Source organism: Limnospira platensis NIES-39, from assembly GCF_026000695.1.
GTDB classification, from domain to species: domain Bacteria; phylum Cyanobacteriota; class Cyanobacteriia; order Cyanobacteriales; family Microcoleaceae; genus Limnospira; species Limnospira platensis.
In genome coordinates this window covers 6,713,257-6,732,988 of record NZ_AP026945.1, presented here as the reverse complement: position 1 = coordinate 6,732,988, position 19,732 = coordinate 6,713,257, and the positions used below count along the sequence as shown (strand labels likewise).

General features: G+C 46.1%; 19 protein-coding genes. 13 read left to right on the top strand and 6 right to left on the bottom strand.

Annotation, left to right across the window (positions count from 1 at the left end):
* Positions 1-346 precede the first annotated feature (346 nt).
* From N39L_RS32915 to N39L_RS32865, 11 genes are all read left to right on the top strand, one after another.
* Entirely contained in the window at positions 347-2,074 is a 1,728-nt protein-coding gene (locus N39L_RS32915) for a phage tail sheath family protein (protein WP_006617731.1), read from the top strand.
* Positions 2,075-2,166: 92 nt separating this feature from the next.
* Positions 2,167-2,724, top strand: coding sequence for a phage tail protein (locus N39L_RS32910; RefSeq protein ID WP_006617730.1), 558 nt, complete (start codon positions 2,167-2,169; stop codon positions 2,722-2,724).
* A gap of 748 nt (positions 2,725-3,472) precedes the next feature.
* Complete coding sequence (locus tag N39L_RS32905) at positions 3,473-3,970, top strand: phage tail protein (RefSeq protein ID WP_006616708.1); 498 nt, start codon at positions 3,473-3,475, stop codon at positions 3,968-3,970.
* Positions 3,971-3,983: 13 nt separating this feature from the next.
* Complete coding sequence (locus N39L_RS32900; RefSeq protein ID WP_006616707.1) at positions 3,984-4,487, top strand: phage tail protein; 504 nt, start codon at positions 3,984-3,986, stop codon at positions 4,485-4,487.
* A gap of 77 nt (positions 4,488-4,564) precedes the next feature.
* Positions 4,565-4,867 (top strand): hypothetical protein, encoded by a 303-nt coding sequence (locus tag N39L_RS32895; RefSeq protein ID WP_006616706.1) that lies wholly within the window; start codon positions 4,565-4,567, stop codon positions 4,865-4,867.
* 191 nt (positions 4,868-5,058) lie between these two features.
* Positions 5,059-5,388: a hypothetical protein gene (locus N39L_RS32890; RefSeq protein ID WP_231852057.1), complete on the top strand. Its 330-nt coding sequence runs from the start codon at positions 5,059-5,061 to the stop codon at positions 5,386-5,388.
* Positions 5,389-5,393: 5 nt separating this feature from the next.
* Positions 5,394-5,528: a DUF6760 family protein gene (locus tag N39L_RS32885; protein ID WP_006616704.1), complete on the top strand. Its 135-nt coding sequence runs from the start codon at positions 5,394-5,396 to the stop codon at positions 5,526-5,528.
* A gap of 94 nt (positions 5,529-5,622) precedes the next feature.
* Positions 5,623-7,938, top strand: coding sequence for an eCIS core domain-containing protein (locus tag N39L_RS32880; protein WP_231852056.1), 2,316 nt, complete (start codon positions 5,623-5,625; stop codon positions 7,936-7,938).
* A gap of 107 nt (positions 7,939-8,045) precedes the next feature.
* Entirely contained in the window at positions 8,046-9,254 is a 1,209-nt protein-coding gene (locus tag N39L_RS32875) for a YbjN domain-containing protein (RefSeq protein WP_158307582.1), read from the top strand.
* Positions 9,255-9,497: 243 nt separating this feature from the next.
* On the top strand, positions 9,498-12,449 hold the full coding sequence (locus tag N39L_RS32870) for an eCIS core domain-containing protein (RefSeq protein WP_014277540.1): 2,952 nt from the start codon (positions 9,498-9,500) through the stop codon (positions 12,447-12,449).
* Positions 12,450-12,868: 419 nt separating this feature from the next.
* Positions 12,869-13,282, top strand: a complete 414-nt coding sequence (locus N39L_RS32865; protein WP_014277538.1) for a hypothetical protein — start codon at positions 12,869-12,871, stop codon at positions 13,280-13,282.
* 39 nt (positions 13,283-13,321) lie between these two features.
* On the opposite strand, the gene N39L_RS32860 is transcribed toward N39L_RS32865, so the two are convergent.
* From N39L_RS32860 to N39L_RS32850, 3 genes are all read right to left on the bottom strand, one after another.
* Positions 13,322-13,609, bottom strand: a complete 288-nt coding sequence (locus N39L_RS32860; RefSeq protein WP_014277537.1) for a DUF2288 domain-containing protein — start codon at positions 13,607-13,609, stop codon at positions 13,322-13,324.
* Between the two features lie 29 nt (positions 13,610-13,638).
* The gene (locus N39L_RS32855) at positions 13,639-14,277 is read right to left on the bottom strand and encodes a lysophospholipid acyltransferase family protein (protein WP_014277536.1); all 639 of its coding nucleotides are present in this window, start codon (positions 14,275-14,277) and stop codon (positions 13,639-13,641) included.
* A 71-nt stretch (positions 14,278-14,348) separates the two neighbouring features.
* Complete coding sequence (locus tag N39L_RS32850) at positions 14,349-15,107, bottom strand: DsbA family protein (RefSeq protein ID WP_014277535.1); 759 nt, start codon at positions 15,105-15,107, stop codon at positions 14,349-14,351.
* 21 nt (positions 15,108-15,128) lie between these two features.
* Between N39L_RS32850 and N39L_RS32845 the strand changes: the two genes are divergently transcribed.
* Positions 15,129-15,974, top strand: a complete 846-nt coding sequence (locus N39L_RS32845) for a hypothetical protein (RefSeq protein WP_006617081.1) — start codon at positions 15,129-15,131, stop codon at positions 15,972-15,974.
* A gap of 66 nt (positions 15,975-16,040) precedes the next feature.
* Positions 16,041-16,448, top strand: a complete 408-nt coding sequence (locus N39L_RS32840; RefSeq protein WP_014277534.1) for a thiol-disulfide oxidoreductase DCC family protein — start codon at positions 16,041-16,043, stop codon at positions 16,446-16,448.
* On the opposite strand, the gene N39L_RS32835 is transcribed toward N39L_RS32840, so the two are convergent.
* The 3 genes from N39L_RS32835 to N39L_RS32825 all read right to left on the bottom strand — a co-directional run bounded on the left by N39L_RS32835 (position 16,445) and on the right by N39L_RS32825 (position 19,670).
* The gene (locus tag N39L_RS32835) at positions 16,445-17,875 is read right to left on the bottom strand and encodes a DUF4335 domain-containing protein (RefSeq protein ID WP_014277533.1); all 1,431 of its coding nucleotides are present in this window, start codon (positions 17,873-17,875) and stop codon (positions 16,445-16,447) included. The two genes, N39L_RS32840 and N39L_RS32835, sit on opposite strands and share 4 nt — an antisense overlap.
* Before the next feature lie 13 nt (positions 17,876-17,888).
* Positions 17,889-18,449 (bottom strand): DUF3038 domain-containing protein, encoded by a 561-nt coding sequence (locus tag N39L_RS32830; RefSeq protein WP_006616129.1) that lies wholly within the window; start codon positions 18,447-18,449, stop codon positions 17,889-17,891.
* Between the two features lie 120 nt (positions 18,450-18,569).
* Entirely contained in the window at positions 18,570-19,670 is a 1,101-nt protein-coding gene (locus N39L_RS32825) for a hypothetical protein (protein WP_014277532.1), read from the bottom strand.
* Positions 19,671-19,732: the final 62 nt, after the last annotated feature.

The window sequence follows — 19,732 nt, the reverse complement described above, 5'->3', positions numbered from 1 at the left end:
ACCTGACGTTGTAGGGTGCGTCAGACCCGGTAAATTATCGGGAAACCCGGTGAAATTCTACCTGACGCTGTAGGGTGCGTCAGACCCGGTAAATTATCGGGAAACCCGGTGAAATTCTACCTGACGCTGTAGGGTGCGTCAGACCCGGTAAATTATCGGGAAACCCGGTGAAATTCTACCTGACGCTGTAGGGTGCGTCAGACCCGGTAAATTATCGGGAAACCCGGTGAAATTCTACCTGACGCACCAGAGTTATTCAGGATGAGAAAGCCCCACCCTACTTAGTTGAGAGTGGGATACTTGCCCACTTCCATACATACCACCCATATCAGGGAGAAAAAATTTTATGGCTAGGCTTGATTATTTTGCACCTGGCGTTTACATTGAGGAGGTCGATCGCGGCTCTCGACCTCTTCAGGGTGTTCCCACCGCTGTAGCGGGATTTGTCGGTTTCACGGAGGATATCCGAGGTGGGGCTGAACCTTTTAAGCCGATGTTAGTAACCAGTTGGAAGCAGTATCTGGAATACTTCGGTCGAACTAACTCGGACGGTTTTACGGAGTTCGGAGCCTATCTTCCCTTTTCAGTGTACGGTTGGTTTCTCAACGGCGGCGGTCGTTGCTGGATTACTAGCATGGGAACAGGACTCCCAGGTTCTCCTAAGCCGGAAGTGAGGGAAACGGGAACCGAAATTGTCAACCGCGCTAATCGTCCTTCGTTAAGATTTTCCATCCGTGAAAATGCGGAAGATAGTGGTTCTGAGGGTTCCCTAACAGATAGTTCCCAAAACAGGTTTCTGGCTGTGAGCGATCGCTCTATCCGGGTACAAATTACAGAAGGATACCCCAAACCCCCCAGCGAAGAAACGGAAGCATCAGAAGCGATCGTCACTGCTAATACAGGGGAATTTTTCACCGTAGTTATTCGCCAGGGAGGTGAGGAACTCGAACGGTTCCCACACCTGAGTATGAATCCAGACATCGAAACAGCAGTAGCCGATTATGTGGTTAGCGCTCTGGAGGCATCTGAGTATATTATCGCCACGGATTTAGCCATCAGTGGCAGTCCCCTAGCCCGTCGCCCGTCTAACGGGGTGTATGAAGTTAGTCCTGGGGCGATCATTGCAGAAACAGAAAACTTAGCGCGCCATGTAGAAGGGGTGAGGGAGGAGCGCACCGGGATTCGGGGCTTGTTTGAAATCGACGAAGTAACTATCATTTGCTGTCCAGACTTAATGAAAGTCTACGAACAGGGATTGATTGATCTTGATCAACTCCACGGACTAATGGACTTGATGGTGAGTATGTGCGAGGGAGCCGCAGACGGGGACATCCCCAACGCCCCCAACCGAATGATCATCCTTGACCCGCCGCCTGATCGGGTAAAACCGCAAGAGATCAGCCGTTGGTTGAGCATAGAATTTAACCGTCGATCGCAATTTGCGGCACTGTACTACCCGTGGATTCTAGTTCCGAACCCCCGCAACGCCGGACGACCCATAGCTATTCCCCCCAGCGGCCACATGGCAGGAGTATGGGCGCGGGTGGACGAAACCCGGGGGGTTTACAAAGCGCCTGCTAACGAAGTCCCACGAGGTGTGATCGGTCTAACTCACCCGTGCAACTTCCGAGAACAGGAACTGCTGAACCCTATTGGCATCAACTGTATCCGGCCTTTTGAGAACCGGGGTATCCGGATCTGGGGCGCTCGTACCTTGGTGGAACCCGACAAAACTGAATGGCGTTATATCAACGTTCGCCGTCTGATGAGCTACATCGAAAAATCTATCGAAAACGGTACCCAGTGGGTGGTGTTTGAACCGAACGACGAAGACCTCTGGCAGCGGGTCAAACGCACCATTAGCAGCTTCTTAACTGAATTATGGCGATCGGGAGCCTTAATCGGTGGCAGTCCCAGTGAGGCTTTTTATGTGAAGTGCGATGCTGAACTCAATAGCCCCCAAAGCATGATGCTGGGTCGGCTGTTTGTGGAAGTGGGTGTCTGTCCAGTGCGTCCGGCTGAATTTGTGATATTCCGCATCAGCCAGTGGACGGCTGACGGTGAAGGCGAATAAGCCAACTCTCTTAAATCTCTGCCTCCAAAACCAACCGATTGGAGGCAGTTGGGATTTTTTTGATATTGACACTTACACAAGGGAATCGAATTATGAGTAGTGCTGCTCCGGTTTTTACCACTACCGCCACCCGGTATCAAATTGATTTTCGCAATGATACTGTTGGGAATATTGTCCAAAATGCTTATATCAAAAGTATGGCAGCCCTGACCTACGAGGGAAAAGTAGCCGGAGGTGATAAAGCCTTGGGTTCTGGTCGCAAAGGTCGCCGGGTTCGCCAAAGCACGATCGCCGGTTACGAAACCAACCCGTCGATGACCATCGAAACTTACATCAGCGACGACCCCAACGATGCCAGCCGCCAGCTATTTGCTTGGTTCAAAGCCTGTCTACCACCGGAAGAGGGAGGAGAAGGGAAATGGTCTCAGTACCGGGCTAGTGGTTCTGTGGTGCTGTATTCTCCTGACGGAGAAGAGGTTTTACGCTGGAACCTCGAACGTGCTTGGCCGAAAAAGTATTCGATCGCTGATATGGACTCGACCTCGGGGGATTTGGCGGTTGAAACCTACGAAATCGTTGCTGAAATGATTACCAAAGAGGTTGCTATGGGTGGTCAAGTTGGCAGCATGAGGAGTGGGGCTGCGGTTTAATTTATGGGTAAGTTCGGGTAAATCAGCATCGGCGGCGGGTGATCGAATCGGGCTGATTTTTCCCGTCCCCTGAAAGAAGGGCGGGTGCAGAATTGGCTGGTTTTCCCGTCCCCTGAAAGAAGGGCGGGTCCAGAATTGGCTGGTTTTCCCGTCCCCTGAAAGAAGGGCGGGTCCAGAATTGGCTGATTTTTCCCGTCCCCTGAAAGAAGGGCGGGTCCAGAATTGGCTGGTTTTCCCGTCCCCTGAAAGAAGGGCGGGTCCAGAATTGGCTGGTTTTCCCGTCCCCTGAAAGAAGAAGGGCGGGTCCAGAATTGGCTGGTTTTCCCGTCCCCTGAAAGAAGAAGGGCGGGTCCAGAATTGGCTGGTTTTCCCGTCCCCTGAAAGAAGAAGGGCGGGTCCAGAATTGGCTGGTTTTCCCGTCCCCTGAAAGAAGGGCGGGTCCAGAATTGGCTGGTTTTCCCGTCCCCTGAAAGAAGGGCGGGTCCAGAATTGGCTGGTTTTCCCGTCCCCTGAAAGAAGGGCGGGTCCAGAATTGGCTGGTTTTCCCGTCCCCTGAAAGAAGGGCGGGTCCAGAATTGGCTGGTTTTCCCGTCCCCTGAAAGAAGGGCGGGTCCAGAATTGGCTGGTTTTCCCGTCCCCTGAAAGAAGAAGGGCGGGTGCAGGTAGTTGGCTGGTTTTCCCGTGGCGGATCTAGCACCCGCCCCTACAAGACCTTCAAATCGCTTATCAGTTAGGAGAGATTTAAATTATGGCTTATGAATATTTGACTTCTGCGCGGTTTTACTTTGAATTTGGCAATAATACTCGTTTGCTGATTTCCAAAGTGAGTGGAATTTCTATTAGTATCGACCCGGCGGCAGAGGGACAGTCTATCGGTTCGGGAAAAGACGTTAGAAGCGCAACTCAAATTACCCCAGCATCGGTGACTTTTGAAAATATGACTCTGGAGTTTATCACTACCGCTGAAAATGATGCCCTGGTAAAATGGTATCTCGACTGTCATCCGCCGGCGATGCTTGGTGGTAAAACTGATGCGATCGCCAAGGTGAGTGATGCTTCCTTGGTACTTTACAAACAGGATGGCTCGGAGGGGGCTCGTTGGAATTTGAGGGACTGTCTCCCCGCTAAATATACAACCACCCAAGCTAGTTCCGATTCAACGGATCTGTTTAAGGAAACCATTGAAATTAGCCATTCCGGGTTGCAGAAAGTAGCAACTTTGGGAACAAGTGTAGTGTTTAGTTAGGGTAGCGATTGGCATGATTGGTGATTTAATTAACCAAAAACATCATCTCTATGAAGTTCTGACCGCCTGCCGTTTTTATGTGGCTTTGCATTTGGACGGCAGCCGGGATGATGTGGATGGCTACTTTATGGAGTGCCGAGGGTTCAAATATTCCCAGACTGTCATTACCCACAATGAGGTCTTCCCAAAAAGGTGGGGAAAGGCGACTCGAGGTCAGGTGATTTGCACTAAACTTCCGGGTAACAACAGTGTTGATAATTTTTCTCTGCGTCGGGGACTAACGGCTTCCACTACACTGTGGGATTGGATCGCGACTGTCCATGATGGCGGTTGGGTATCTAAGTTTAAAAATGGTTTTTTGACCATTTACCGTCAGGATAGTTCGGAAGGGGCGCGGTTTGCTTTTAGTGGCGGCTGGCCGGTTAGTTATAGCATCACCGATAATATGGCATCGGGAAGCGATTTAGCCGTTGAGGAGTTGGAAATTGCTTGCGAAGGGTTTGAACGTATCTTGTGACGTACTCGCCGCGCTGGGCGCGAGGTAGTTACACGGGACTTTAAAGCCCGATTCTTTTGCTAAGGCACGATTAAACGATGCAAACGGAGTTTGAGTTTATTTTACCCAAGGGGTATTTGGACCCGGAAGGGAACCTGCACCAACAGGGGGTGATGCGACTGTCGCGGGCGATCGATGAGATTATCCCGCTGCGCGATCCTCGTGTACAGATGAATCCCGCCTATGCAACTGTGATTATCCTGGCCAGGGTGATTACTGAACTCGGTAGTTTACAGGAAGTGTCCACGGCGGTGATTGAGAATATGTTTGCGGTAGATTTGGCTTATCTGCAAGATTTCTACCGGGAAATTAACGGCTTGGTCAAGTCGGACTCTGATTAATTAAAGTTGGGCGCGTTTTTAGAGCGACGATAGGAAATTGACATCCTCCGTGGCTTTTAGGCGGGGGGGTTCCTAGTAGGAGCCTATTCTGCTAAAGCGGGTGCGCCAGTGTCCCCAGTGTTTAATTAAGGCCTATCTAGCACCGGCTGCTACAAAACTCTCTAGTCCCTAATCTAATGTTGTCGGAAAACTTGCCACAGACCCAATTTTGCTTTACCCTCCCCGTTGGATTGTTGGACGGGGAGGGAACTTTGCATCGAGAGGTAATCATGCGATCGCTGACAGGGTGGGATGAACTTTTCCGAGAAAGAGATCTGCGGGTGAGGGAAAATCCAGCCTATGGAGTTTTGGTGATGCTGTCGCGATCCATTGTCCAGTTGGGGGAGATTTCTGTGGTGGGACCGGATATCTTGGAGGGATTGTTTTTAGCGGATTTGGACTATTTACAGGGGGTATATAATCAGATTAATCCACCAGAGGCGGGGATTTCTCTGGCGGGGGAGTTGCGGGCTACCCCCTAGAGGATTTGTATCGGGAGGTAGCCTTTATTGCTTTTTATTTCCACTGGTCTCGGGCTGATATTCTTAATCTCGAACATGGAGAACGACAACGCTGGATCGGGGAAATTGCGGATTTGGTTCGGGGAGAATTGGGAGAATAATTCCGTTTTGATTTAAAATTAAGGTGCGATCGCCTTTTTGATGATGATTAATTAAATTTAGAGCAATCAGATCAAGCTAATCGGAGGGCTTCTGATGAGAATACAACGTAGAAAGAAAGGTTCACCCGAAGTATCAATTGGCTCTGCACCGATGCAAGCACAGTTTCAGTCTCGACCGTTTCAGGATGCGAATTTTGCGCCGCCAGACCAGGAGGTGGCATCGCCAGAAATGCAGTTTCAGCAGGAGTCCTCTGGGTTCGATTTAGCTAATATCCCGGTTTTTGCTAATACGAAGCGATCGCCAGAACCGATACAACGGACGGAGGATGATGATATCCAGATGAAAGGGGAACCCAACGCGCCAATGCAGAGGGTGTTTCAGACTTTAGCCCAAAGGGATAACCCGACGAATGGGACACCGCAGCAGCCGATTCAAGCTAAACTGACGGTGGGGGCGGTAGGGGATAAATACGAACAGGAAGCGGACCGGGTGGCGGATGTAGTTGTAGACCAGATTCAATCTCCCCCCACGCACCCGGAGGTTCAGAAACAGGAAGCAGAAGGAGGCCAGGAACAACCACAGTTGCTGAGGACTCCGAGGATTTCTCAGTTGCAGAAAAAAGAAGAGCTATCAAATACCCTACAGCGAGAGTCTGATGAGGAGGAATTTGATGATGATGGTGATGTACAGATGAAGCCACAGACAGCGAGTGCGGGTGGGGAAGTTTCGGCAGATTTAGAGTCATCAATTCAACGAGAAAAGGGTGGTGGTGAACCCTTAGATGAGCATTTACAGTCTCAAATGGGACAGGCGATGGGGGCAGATTTTAGGGGTGTGAGGATTCATGATAATTCCCAAGCGAGTCAATTGAATCAATCCATCCAAGCGAAGGCATTTACGACGGGTCAAGATATCTTTTTTAAACAGGGAGAGTATCAGCCGGAGAGTCGGGGCGGACAAAAGCTAATAGCCCACGAGTTGACCCATGTGGTGCAGCAAGGTTCGGGGTCGGGTGTCAGAAAAATTAACCGACAAAATTCCCCGCAATTTTTTCCTGTCGGTAGGGTTTCCGAAGCCAAAATTCAACGTGAAGGAGAAGATCCGAAAAAAATTAAACAGGATGCAGAGCTCTATGTGAGCAAAAATATGCCCAAAATTTACGGGGATAAATTGCCGAGTAGAACCGAGGTACAAACGTCTCTAAATGTCGGTCAGGAGGCGGGAGGAGAACTCGAAAAATTACTGTCTAAAAATCCGGAATTGTCTCAGGTTGTAACGGAACTCTACCAGAAAGAGTCGGCAGCAGAGGAAGCGCCACCGAAACAATCTAAATTTGAAATTGTCTCCCAAGAAGCCAAAGCACAACTGCCAAAAAACTCGGATTTAGTACCAAAGCAACAGGAGCAAGCCAACCAGAAAATTCAGGATGTTAGTTCAAAAAATAAGCGAACCAAAATCGAGGGGGCAGCATACACTGCGGGAGAAGTCTTGAATACGGCTGTTGGTGGGGCTGCTAAGGTGCTTAATGCAGTGAGTCCAGTCGTGAGTATCGTTGCCCAAATTGCCAGTATAGCCGGAGTCTTCTTTGCTGCCATTACATCGGTAATTGATGCCTGTGCAATGGCGAAATCAATTCAGACCAAAAACTCTTTGAAAGAGTTGCTGCATGAAACTAAAAGTCAAAATCCGGGGTTCAAACAGTACAATCCCGATGTCGTCAATGCCGTGGAGTATGCGATCGATCAAAAATATGAAAAAAGTGGCAGAAGAGCTCTGGCTTTTAGTTCTGGATTAGCTAGTATTGGAGGAGGAATTATCGGTTTAGTTCTGGCTTCCAACCCAATTGGATGGGCAATTGGTGCCGCGTTAGCCGCCTTGGGGGGACTGGGCGCAGTGGGATTGCTGCTGTACAAAATTGGTCATTGGTTTAGGAAACGGAGAGGGGGTATTCTAGGTAAAAAACGGAATGAAATCGCGACGCTGCTTTATGAAAAATTGCGGGCGGGCGATGCTTTGGCTGAAAAAGCGCTACAGAAGTTAGGTTTACCTGTAGAAGCGATGCAACAAGCGAAAGAAGGAGTCCTGAAATCGGACAAATTAGAATATGATTATCGTCAAGCACAGATGCAGGCAATTAAGAAATACTTGAACATCAAGGATATTGAACGTCTGGGCTTAGAAGCGGAAAATATGATGGAAATATACGGCGATATATACAATCAAATATTGGAAAAAAAGAAAGACAAAAAAACCGCCGAGAAAAGAAATAAAGAGTTCACAAAATCGGACAAAAAGATGAAAAAACAATCAGACCGCCTGGAAAATAAACAGAAAAAAAATAAAGCCTTAGAAGATAAATTAAAAAATCATATGGTCGAACAAATTGCGCGAAAACTCGGGTCTTCCTGAGACGGTCGATTGTTGCGTGTCGGTATGGAGTTGATAGGGGAAAAGTGAAAATATCCGATGCCTCACGATAGGATTAAATGATCGGAACAGTTGAAAGGAGAAAACAATTGACTGAAAATTTAGTTTTTCCTGTTGAACGAAAATTTGTAATGCAAGGAATTGACGAACAATTCATTGATTTAGATGCAGAGTACCTGCGCTTACTCGGTTCCGAAAGGCAAGTGACCGCACTGCAATTGACGGCAAAAGTGGGGAGTTTAACTTATCAAAAAATTCTTCAAGATCGCTTATTTTATATCACGCCAGAAGTATTAGAGGGTTGGCATGAGGCGATCAATTTAGTGTCATCTGGGGACGTTCAAATTACCCTATTGTTATCTCCTGTGTTATTAAAAAGGCTAATTCAAGCGGGGGACGATCCGCAACACATTGTCAGTCGATTTTGGGAATGGTGCGATCGCCAAAATGGATCGGAAATGGGTCGGACTGAGAGTTGGTTTGCTTTGCGGATAGTCAACTATAGAACTTTATGGGATTTTGTGGGGTGGTCAGATATTTTTTTGGGCCAAGATTTTCAAGAAGTTACCTTAAATAGTATAGTCCAATTTTTGAGCTTTTTGCAATCCAACCAATCCGAAACTTTGTCTCCCGACAAACAACAATTTCTGTCGGAACAAGCGTCCGTAATTATCGACAGTTTGAGTGAAATAAAGCCAAAAATTTCCCCCGAATACATCGATGAATTTGACCTACTAAATTTGTTGGAAAATCTGATCAATTCGGTCAACGTTATTTTAGAAAATTTGGTCAAAAATTTACCGGAAAAATCCCCCATCTCCTACACAGAGAAAAAACAACAGTCCGAAAGTTTGACTGATATGGTGATTAATTGGTTTGAAGAAGAAGGGATTAAGTGGGCAAAAATCCCCCCCAAAGAAAATATTTTGTTTTTCAAAATTGACGGTCAAACACGAGGGTGGATCTGCGAAGCAAAAGTCAGAGAAGAAGAACAACAAGTTATTTTTTACTCGATTTTAGTGGCTAAAGTACCCGAGTCAAAAATTCCTCAAGTTGCCGAATTTATTTGCCGAGCAAACTATGGACTCTGCATCGGCAATTTTGAAATGGACTTTGGCGACGGTGAAATTCGATATAAAACGAGTATTGATGTCGAAGGTGGATCGTTGAGCCGGCATCAAATTCACTCATTGATCTACACCAATGTTGAGACGGTAGAGCGATATTTTTCGGGCCTGATGATGGTGATGGAAGGTCATCAATTTCCGCCAGAAGCCATCCGTCAAATCGAACCATAATAAATAAATTTTTTGAAAAGGGTCAATTTTTTGTGAGTGTTTTGATGGTTTAATTGCCGGTTGTTGCCGTCCTTGCATCAAAAATTACATTTATTGACATCAACCGGTCAATTTTTGAGTTATAATAAAAACGCGATCGCTCAGACTCTAATTTCTGAAGTGAGTTGAATTCAGTCCCAGCCAACAATTCAGGTTTATTAAAGTTTTGTATACAAATCAGCTCTAAGTTAGGAGGACATACTGATGAAAATCCAACGCCGGAAAAAACGCCACAATGAAGCGAAAGGCAATGCAGTTCCTGTCCAGGCACAGTTTCAGTCTCGACCGTTTCAGGATGCGAATTTTGCAGGGCGAGACCAGGAGCTGACACGGCCAGAAATGCAGTTTCAGCAGGAGTCCTCTGGGTTCGATTTAGCTAATATCCCGGTTTTTGCTAATACGAAGCGATCGCCAGAACCGATACAACGGACGGAGGATGATGATATCCAGATGAAAGGGGAACCCAACGCGCCAATGCAGAGGGTGTTTCAGACTTTAGCCCAAAGGGATAACCCGACGAATGGGACACCGCAGCAGCCGATTCAAGCTAAACTGACGGTGGGGGCGGTAGGGGATAAATACGAACAGGAAGCGGACCGAGTGGCGGATGTAGTTGTAGACCAGATCCAATCTCCCCCCACGCACCCGGAGGTTCAGAAACAGGAAGCAGAAGGAGGCCAGGAACAACCACAGTTGCTGAGGACTCCGAGGATTTCTCAGTTGCAGAAAAAAGAAGAGCTATCAAATACCCTACAGCGAGAGTCTGATGAGGAGGAATTTGATGATGATGGTGATGTACAGATGAAGCCGCAGACAGCGAGTGCGGGTGGGGAAGTTTCGGCAGATTTAGAGTCATCAATTCAACGAGAAAAGGGTGGTGGTGAACCCTTAGATGAGCATTTACAGTCTCAAATGGGACAGGCGATGGGGGCAGATTTTAGGGGTGTGAGGATTCATGATAATTCCCAAGCGAGTCAATTGAATCAATCCATCCAAGCGAAGGCATTTACGACGGGTCAAGATATCTTTTTCAAACAGGGAGAGTATCAGCCGGAGAGTCGGGGCGGACAAAAGCTCATCGCCCACGAGTTGACCCATGTGGTGCAGCAGGGTGGGAGTCAAATTCAGTCTAAAAAAGACGACAATTCAACCGTCGCTACTGGGGGCTTACTCACGCTACAAAGGAAAACATATACAGTCAAAGATCAAGCTCATGCCAGAGATGAAAATGATAAGAGTAAAGAAACATATAATCCTGGGGATTTGGTCGAAATTAGTGATGATGAAACTCAGCACAAGATCGATCCGGCTGGCAACAATAAATGGTATCGAATTAAAGATAGTAAACCTCCTTGTTATATTCGGGCAACTCGATTGCAGTTGTATGGAACTTATATCTCCGCCAATAAACGTGTCAATAGCAATGATGATGCTTTAAAATCACAAAAAGATAATATCGAAAAAATCAACGAATTGACAAAAATTAAAAATCGAGACTATAAAAACAAAAAAGGTGAAACAGTATGGCAAGATATGAATCTAGCAAAGCAAATCGACTTGGGCAAAGGTTTTCTGACAGATGATATCGTTAAAGTGATACAAGAGTTGAGTCAAATTCCCAAAGGAAAAACCTACTTATCTCAAAATGGTTTTCTCACCCAGGAAGAGTTAGAAAAGGTGGCAGAAGAAAAACGAGTGATCAAAGATTGGGAAAGATATGAAGAACATGACTTTGTCCGACTGAGTGCGAGAATTTTGCCTGATGTTCGTGGAGAGGCAGTATTGAGTCCAATTCACCATCTGCAAATTGCGACATATCAGCGAGATTTAGGAATTAAGGATGAAAAATTTCGTCAAACCCCAGGATATTTGCGTCATGAAGCGAAGGAGATGAAGAAAGCTAAAGAAGAGTACGAGAAAGCTGCAAAAACCGATCCCAATAGTGAAGATACCAAGAAGAAAAAGGAAAACTATGAAGCAGTGAAGAAAGGTATCTATGATAAAGATACTGAAATGTGGGAAAAAACTCTAAATAATGATTTGACAACTATACCAGAGTCAAATCAAAAGATCGCCAAAAAATATCAGGAACAAACGGATTCAGCCATTGCCATTCTGAAACGAGTTTTTATTGTTCTTCAGCATGGATTAATGTACCGTGATGACCAAGACAAACCCAAGTTTGAGGAATGGCAAGAGAACGTTGCAGTGGCACTCTCCCACGGCGGTCGTGTCATGATCAATTTGCCCCCTCTTGGAGGCACTGAAAAACAGCATGAGTTTATTTATTGGCTGCTGGGTGGCACAGTCCAAAAGGATAAACCGAAATCACATGATCACAAAGATGTAGACACATCCAGTGACTATTACCGAGCACAGGTCGATACTCGAATTGCTTCTAGTCACGACGTAGAGGTTACTAAAAATTCATTGAAGGAGCTCAAGGGTGATACCCTTGATATAGTGGGTACCATCAAACATTATGGCATGGATATACCGTTGGGGGGACTGGGCAATGAAGATATGGCGGGTGATGTGATCCTACCAGATGGCAGACACGGTCATATGTACATATATTACAGACCTCCAAGCAGCAAAGAACCTGGCAGCGTACTAATTGGTGCTGAAACTTCCAGAATGGCTCATACAGATGTGTTTGGTATGTATCATGATCAGAGGGGCGCTCCGGCTGAGGTGTCTTCTACCGGGACCAGTAAAGCCGGAAGGATCGGTGCGGAATTTGGCGGTCGGGTCGTTGACTATACGACCCTGAGTCAGGATGGTAAGAGCCTAACAGTTAAAGATCCTAAGTGGTTAGAAGAGCTTAAGGAAGCGGAAAAAAATGTGCAGCAAGGTATCATTACATCTAAAGAGTTGTTGGGTAAAAAAATCAAGGAAGACGAGCGAAAATTATTGTTTGGAGAAAAATCAATTGACCAATCCAAAAAGATGAAACAATATAGAGTCAAGGATAAAGCTCATGCCAGAGATGAAGAGGGTCATAAGAAAGAAGAATATAAGCCTGGCGCTGTAGTCAAAATTAGTGATGATACAACCCAGCCCCAGTTTGCAAAAAATGGGAAAAACAGATGGTATCGAATTAAAGATAGTCAACCTCCTCGTTATATTCGGGAAGCTCGATTGCATTGGGACTGAAACTTCCAGAATTGCTCATATAGATGTGTTGGGTATGTATCGCGATATCAGGAACGCGGTAAATTGAAAGAAATCAAGTCTGTATTTGTACTTGATGCAATTGTCAAATGAGGAGCCATGCTGAAACGTTTCATCTCAATTCGATATGTCCTCCCCTGATTAATTGTCCGACTCCGGATTGGCTCGAACCATCACGTCGATGCTGTTGGAACTGATAGGCCGCACTTTCGTGGTGATGTCGAGTTCCGGCAGTTGTGGGGCGTTGGGTTTCTGGGATTTCTTCGTGCTCGCCGGTTTGCGGGATTGACCTTTGGCTGTTCCGAATTGCGATCGCGTGGTTTTCGCGGATTTTCCGGTGATAAAAATGCCCAAGGAGAAGGGCAAAAAGAAAAACCGATGTATGCAAGGGATTGAAGCAAGTGGACGAAGCAAGCGGCGGTGTCTCTGTCTCACGGAGGCAGGGTGAATATTGTTTTACCGCTAAGTTAAAAGGAGCGGTTTTGATTGGAGGAGAAACTTCGGAAATGGGTAAGAGAGATGTTTTTGGTAAGCTACATAATGCCTCGGGTACGAGTGCAGAATTTTCCCCAACTGGGACAGGTAAAGCGGCGAGAATTGGCAGTGAAATTGGTGGGATGAGAGTCGATCTATCAGGATTTAAGTCTCAAGCTGATATTGTTAGTATGTTTGAAGGTGCGATCGCCAGAGGTGTAGAACCTGGACAGCTTGTTGGGGAGTCCAAGCCAGAAGTTCGGGAGGCTTTGTTTGAATTGGGGCTAAACAAAAGAAGATTGGCTATCAGCGAGAAGGAGAATATTCCCGAAAACCCATAAGTTTAAGGTGGTGGTGGGATGGCGAGGGTATGAATGATTTTAGGCTTCCTGTACCAAAACAAAGGGTTGGATAATTAGGGCATTAAATTGTTTAGTCTGATCGCCATTCCAATCGGAGATTTGCTGGGGAGAAGGTTTATAAATCTGTTGTTCACTAATCCAGCGCTGAACGTCAGTAACATGGTCCTCGCTAATGGCGACACCGACATCTAGTAAATCCAATTGGCGATCGACTACGACGACTGCATCTCGTTGTACATGGGGAATTAACCATTCCCACTGTGCTTGATCAATGTTGGCGGCTAATTGTGCTTTTAATTCTTCCATGATTTGATTAGTTGTTGTACTGCGAAAACTCAGCGCCCTAAATCGTGCATAGCATTAATTATTTGGGCGCAATTATAAGCGATCGCCTCTAGTTCCTCCCGCTTACTGGACTTGGGGGGGTCCATAGGTTCACCAATTCTCACGGTGACGGGAACTGGTCTGGGTAAAGCAGAGCCTTTGTTAAAAATAGCATGAGTTCCCCAGAGACAGACAGGAATTAGGGGAACCTGTGCTTTGGCTGCAATTAATGACGCGCCCAATTTCGGGTCTGTGATGCGACCGTCGGAGGTGCGAGTTCCCTGCAAAAATACACCAGTGGCCCAACCTTCCTCTAGGGAATTGAGAGCGGCTCGGATCGCATTGCGATCGCCAGCACCCCGTTTAACTGGATAAGCGCCATATAGGGAAATGGCCTGTTTGAGGACGGGAACCTTAAAGAGTTCCTCTTTAGCCATAAATGCTACGGGTCGCCTGACGCAGTTGGACAGCATTGGGGGGTCAAAATCACTAGCATGATTACTAACTACGACAATGGGTCCGGTTTGGGGCATCCGTTCGGCATTATAAATGCGACCACGAAAATAGACATGGAGCATGGGGCTAACCACAGACCACTTAAACAGGTGGTAGAGGACTAAACTTTCGAGTGGTTCACGGTTTTTGACCACGGAAACTTGAGTGAGTAAGGGTGGAAACTGTGATCTAGCCTATCAGGTTTTGGCAGCAGTGGAGTTAAAAGTTATTCGCGAGCGATGACCTCTGCGAGGGTTTCTTCGAGGGTTGACAGGTCTACAGCCCCAGATAGGGTTTCCCCATTCATGACAAAAAACGGGGTCCCAGAAATGCCTAGAACGCTGGCTAATTGCATATCCTGTTCAATGGCGGCGATCGCTCCATCACTGTTGCGATCGCGGTTAAATTGTTCTAAATCTAAACCTAGGGAAATGGCGATCGCCTCATATAGTGCCTCTCCTAGGTCATCCTGACCCTCAAAAAGAGCGTTTTGATATTCCCAGAATTTACCTTGTTGTTGCGCCGCCCAGGCGGCTTTAGCAGCCGGTAAGGCTTGGGCGTGAATTTGACTGAGGGGGAGATGCTTAAACACGAGAGTAACCTGGTCTTGGTGTCTGTCCATAAACTCTTTAATGGTTCCGTGGGCGCGACGACAGAAGGGACACTGAAAATCAGAAAACTCTACCAAAACAATTTCCGCATCCGCTGCGCCAAACGTGGGAGAATCACCAATAATCGCCCGTGGTTGGGTTTTCATTTGTTGTAAAAAAGATGATCGCGCTTGGCTGAGTTGGTTTTGTTGCTGTTGCTGATAGGCTTGTACGGACTCTAATATAGCTTCGGGATTATTGCGAATTACTTGTAAAACCTGTTGTTCAAAATCTGAAGATCCGGTAACTGATGAACAGCCGTTTACTAAAATTCCTAGGGTGCAGAACATAGTCACCATGAGGGTAGGTAATCGGTGTTTAAAAGAGTTTAGCATGAGTCAAGTTTTGCTGTTTTGATGGTGGCTATTATAGCAAATTTTATGGAAAATCTGGTAATTAAGCAAAGTTTAATTAACTCCCTGGGCTATGGATTAAGGGGACTTGATGCTGATTATATAGGTTCGGTTGATATCCCTCTGGCTCGTGTTCCCAATGGTAGCCCCATTCGTTATATATCGGCGATCGCTATTAAATTGGCTGCCATCAATTCTCAATCTCCCGTGGAAATTGCTAATTTAATTGTGGCTAATCAAGCTGATAAAATGGTGGATGATGGTATAATTACCACGGTGCTACCATCGGGAATGATTCAATTTGATATTACTGATTTGGGGGTGGTAAATTGGTTGGAAAATATCCGGCTCCATGGTTTACCAATCACTGCTCATTCTCCCGATAATCAGAGTTTGGATTCCGATTTGTTCCCGGTTCAATATATCCATGCTCGTTGCTGTTCTTTGTTGCGAATGGCTCATGGCGATCGCTTAATTTCTTTGGTGGAAACAGAACCAATTGTTACCCCTTCTATATGGCAATTAGCTACCCCTAGGGATATACCTTGGTTAGATGATTCCGGGAATTTGCGGTTAGTTCATGATGCGGAAAAAATGCTGATTGGCGAGTTAATTGATGGGGTCGATTTCTGGTATTATCCACCTAGGAAGATGGATGATAAAAAGGTAGCCATGAAAATCAGCGATAAATGCGATCGCTTTTTGCGCCAATGTCGTATTTGGGGAGAGGTTAAACTTCATCACCCCCAATTATCCCAAGCTAGACTAGGATTAATTATCGTCACACAGTCGATTTTGCGATTTGCACTGCAAGAAAAGTTGGGTATCATTGCACCTATGGAGTTATAAAGATTCCCTAGTCATGTCTCCGAAAATATGCTATAATTATCAACTGTCGTCAACTGTGATTAATTGATGCTATATCATGTAATTTACGATGGAAACTGTAACCTGTGCAGTAACTTAGTGCAACTGTTGGAAAATCTCGATCGCGGTGAACGTTTTAGTTATATTCCTATGCAGGATGAGGCAAAATTAGCACAGTTAAATATTACTCCCGAAGACTGTTTAATGGGGATGATTTTGATTGACGTAAACCAGCCACAACGACGATGGCAGGGTAGTGATGCCGCCGAAGAAATCGGTAACATCTTACCAGGTGGGGAGCTATTTGTCAAGGCTTATCGAGGAATGCCGGGGCTAAAATGGGCAGGCGATCGCATTTATGAACAGGTGCGGGATAACCGCTATCAATTGTTTGGAAAACGCCCACACACCTATGAGTCTAATTATCCCAGTTGTTTGGGTAATAACCAATGCTAATTTTGGGGTTCTAAGAAAGTCTGAACCCGACCGCTGGGGTCTAAAACCACCCTGATTTTAGCGGTCTTTCCATCTTCCATAGGCGAGACAAAAGGCTCATTTGCTGATGGTAATTTAATCTGTTGTAGCCAGTTAAACGAGGCTTCACCCAAGGGAGTGATACTGTCAATAGCACCCTGGGAATTGACTTGTAAACGATACTGCAATATTCTGTTTAAATTCTTGGGAGGATACCAATTTTTTACAAAATAACTCCGTACTTCCGCCACCTGGGGAATTTCATCAAATACCGTATTATTCAGGGAACGAATAGAGGCTATCCGAGGTTCTCGTTTAGTTAGCTGTGCAATTGGTTCCGCATTTTCGCTGTCTTCTGGGATATCCTGAACTGCATAATTTTCCGGGGTATCCGTTTCGGGAACTCTAGCATTTTGCAGGGGGGGAAGGTTAATATTTTCTGGTACTGTTCCTATGTCAAATAGGGGAGTGGGAGGCGGCGCTAAGGGTGTGGGAGGGGGAGGAGTTTCTGGGCGGTTAACCGTCCCGTTAGCAGGGGTTCTATTAACGGGTTCTATCGGAATAATAATTATGCCATCTGTTTCCCGCCCTGTGTTAGTAATATTAGGGATTAATTCAGGGGAAGGGGGAGGTTGATCAAATAGGGGTGGGGGAATGGTTAAAGGTACTGTATCAACTAGGGGAAGGTCTGGCGCTACTTGTATTTCTATTTTAGGCGGCGCTGGGGGTTCATCAATGGGAAATTCTGGAAGTGGCGGCGGGATGATTTCCGCCGGAGGTATAGAAGTGGAAATTTGGGGAGTTTCTGGGGTGGAAATTAAATGGCGATCGCGACGATAATAATTGCTTAAATGGATAATTCCCGTAAATAGTCCCGTGGTAGTAATAATGATCATCAAAGTTCGTAGCCACGCGGGAGAGGTACGTTTTGGCTGACTTTCTGGGGTTAAAAAAGGTTCTATTTCCGTGATGCAATTCCGCAAGGCGGCGGCGACATCAAATAACTGTAATGCGCTTAAATGAACGAATGATTCCGCCGGACTAGGTGCTAAGTTTCCTAAAAATAAATCATGGTATAATAAGCCATCAGGCTTGATCTGGAAGTCTGAACAGGTAGTTAAGAGATTTTGCGGGTGGGGAGACTCTTCGGGAGTGGGGTCAATTTCCGACAAGGGGGAAGCCGTCAGAAAGTCGTTAATATACCTGTTGAGGCTTTCATAGAGGTTGGTTAAATTATGGCGATCGCCTTCTATGCTGATATATTGATCTTCCGAGAGACGGGGGTCATCAAAGGAAAGTTTAAACCGAAAGTTATCCCAACTCTCATGTTTCCAGCGACTCCAGAAAGAAGTATTGGCGCTAACTTCTAGGGTACAAGTGGGGGGGGTATATTGTCGGCTGATTAACATAAGATGGGGGATTTTAGGGCTGGTTTTTATTAATATTATAACCGCGTTGTCTGGTTTGCGATCGCATTAGCAGGGTTGACCAAAACCTCCCGAAACCATCAGGACTGCTATAAAATAGTAAATCAATTAGCAGTTTTTGCGCGAAGGGGATGATATCTTCTTCCGGAATGGGTCGGTTAACCGGAAACTGCTGATCATAGCCTTGGATGAATTTATCCAGGTAGTCCCGCATCAAAGAAATCTCTCGGATATCCTGATTTTGTGCTTCTAATTGTTCAATCAAAGCAATGGCGCGGCGCAGCAAGGCTTGATTTTGTCTAGCTAGATAACAGATGATTAAAACCAGCGATCGCCCCCCTTCGACCGTCAATTTTTGCGATTGCCATTTTTGGATATATTCCACATCTAAACTCAGAGTTTGTGCCGCCTTTTTTAAAGTCTCTGGTGTCACTTCAGCCAAAGACTCTAAAGCTAATATAACTAGATGCAATTCCACAGCCATACGGTCGAGTTGTGTGGCTGTTAACTCCGGCGTTTTCGGTGAATGCCAATGGGAAGGAATGCGATCGGACATAGAGTTAATCAGATGACTACAATTATTAATTATCACACATATCGTAGGGTGCGTCAGAGGGATAACCTATCGGGTAAACGGCAGATTTTGTTCAACTGACGCACCACCTCCATATCGTGGTCAAGAAACCCAGTTTCTCAGCAGAAACGGTGGGGCGGGTTTATTCATATCCTCGTGGGGAATTTGTAATTGACAGCAGAACCCGCCCCTACAATTATTAATTATCGGCGGTGGGGCGGGTTTATTCATATCCTCGTGGGGAATTTGTAATTGACAGCAGAACCCGCCCCTACAATTATTAATTATCGGCGGTGGGGCGGGTTTATTCATATCCTCGTGGGGAATTTGTAATTGACAGCAGAACCCGCCCCTACAATTATTAATTATCGGCGGTGGGGCGGGTTTATTCATATCCTCGTGGGGAATTTGTAATTGACAGCAGAACCCGCCCCTACAATTATTAATTATCGGCGGTGGGGCGGGTTTATTCATATCCTCGTGGGGAATTTGTAATTGACAGCAGAACCCGCCCCTACAATTATTAATTATCGGCGGTGGGGCGGGTTTATTCATATCCTCGTCGGGAATTTGTAATTGACAACAGAACCCGCCCCTACAATTATTAATTATCGGCGGTGGGGCGGGTTTATTCATATCCTCGTGGGGAATTTGTAATTGACAGCAGAACCCGCCCCTACAATTATTAATTATCGGCGGTGGGGCGGGTTTATTCATATCCTCGTGGGGAATTTGTAATTGACAGCAGAACCCGCCCCTACAATTATTAATTATCGGCGGGGGGGCGGGTTTATTCATATCCTCGTGGGGAATTTGTAATTGACAGCAGAACCCGCCCCTACAATTATTAATTATCGGCGGTGGGGCGGGTTTATTCATATCCTCGTGGGGAATTTGTAATTGACAGCAGAACCCGCCCCTACAATTATTAATTATCGGCGGTGGGGCGGGTTTATTCATATCCTCGTGGGGAATTTGTAATTGACAGCAGAACCCGCCCCTACAATTATTAATTATCGGCGGTGGGGCGGGTTTATTCATATCCTCGTGGGGAATTTGTAATTGACAGCAGAACCCGCCCCTACAATTATTAATTATCGGCGGTGGGGCGGGTTTATTCATATCCTCGTGGGGAATTTGTAATTGACAGCAGAACCCGCCCCTACAATTATTAATTATCGGCGGTGGGGCGGGTTTATTCATATCCTCGTGGGGAATTTGTAATTGACAGCAGAACCCGCCCCTACAATTATTAATTATCGGCG